Annotated in this window: 2 protein-coding genes; both read right to left on the bottom strand. The window is 57.2% G+C overall.

Annotated elements, in window-relative coordinates; translation table 11 throughout:
- Nucleotides 1–372, bottom strand: a 372-nt coding sequence (locus DEO48_RS00060) for an ATP-binding protein (RefSeq protein ID WP_109843942.1), incomplete at its 3' end; no start/stop codon positions are given.
- A complete protein-coding gene (locus DEO48_RS00055) occupies nt 369–716 on the bottom strand; it encodes a hypothetical protein (RefSeq protein ID WP_109843941.1) in 348 nt (115 codons plus the stop codon). The genes DEO48_RS00060 and DEO48_RS00055, both read right to left, overlap by 4 nt.
- Nucleotides 717–821 lie beyond the last annotated feature (105 nt).

The following is an 821-nucleotide window of genomic DNA, read 5'->3' as shown; positions in this document are numbered from 1 at the left end:
GCTCAGGTTGAGCTGTGATCGGACATGCTTAATCTGCTGGGTGTAACGGGTTATCTCGTAGCTGTTAATCACAGCACGCTCGATTTCCTCCTTCATCCGTTCCAGATTCAGCTGCGCCCTGATGGCCCCGTCATCGTCCAGCTCACCGTCAAACTCTTCAAGCCTTGCGGCGATCTGCAGGGTAGTGACGGTATCGAACTGGGGAGCGTTACGGCCTTTGGAAAACTTCTCCTCATAAACCGTCTGCACCAGAATGAGCGGATAATCCTGACTGCGGGTGGCCCAGTCTCTCGGAGAATAGACGCGGTGTTCTGCGAGCGTCTTTCCTCTGATAGCCTGAACGGCCAGTTCCCTGATCATCGCTGAGTTCACTGCACCTCCTTCACTTTGTTCAGTTCAAGACGGCTCCCGCCATGGCTGTCAGGCTGCACGTCGGCCACCTTAAACAGCGTTTTGACGCGGGGGATGTAAAGCGAGTCCCCCTGCAGTGGCGGCTGACGTAGAAAAAACGCGCTGTCCTGAACCCCCAGCACCGGGCGCGTAGTGTTCACGGTCGGGCCGTTATCATCAACGGGCTCGACGTCCACGGTGTACGCACGGTCAAAGATGCCGGTGATATCAAACGCCGGCCCGTTCCGGGGCCGGTACTCCACGGGTTCGCCAAAGACCCCCTGAAGGGGGGCCAGTAGTTTTGTATCCCAGTCAACCGGCCCCATGATTACGCTCCGGATTTCTTCGCGTTTTTGCCTGTGGCATTTTTAGCCGCTGCGTTGCTCGTCTTCTGGCCTGCACCAGCATCATCACCAGCTGTACCAGTACCG

Origin of the sequence: Enterobacter sp. CGMCC 5087, from assembly GCF_003144775.1 — a bacterium.
In the GTDB taxonomy this organism is placed as follows: domain Bacteria; phylum Pseudomonadota; class Gammaproteobacteria; order Enterobacterales; family Enterobacteriaceae; genus Enterobacter; species Enterobacter cloacae_M.
Note: the sequence above shows the minus strand (reverse complement) of the source record. Positions and strands in the feature narration are given on the sequence as shown.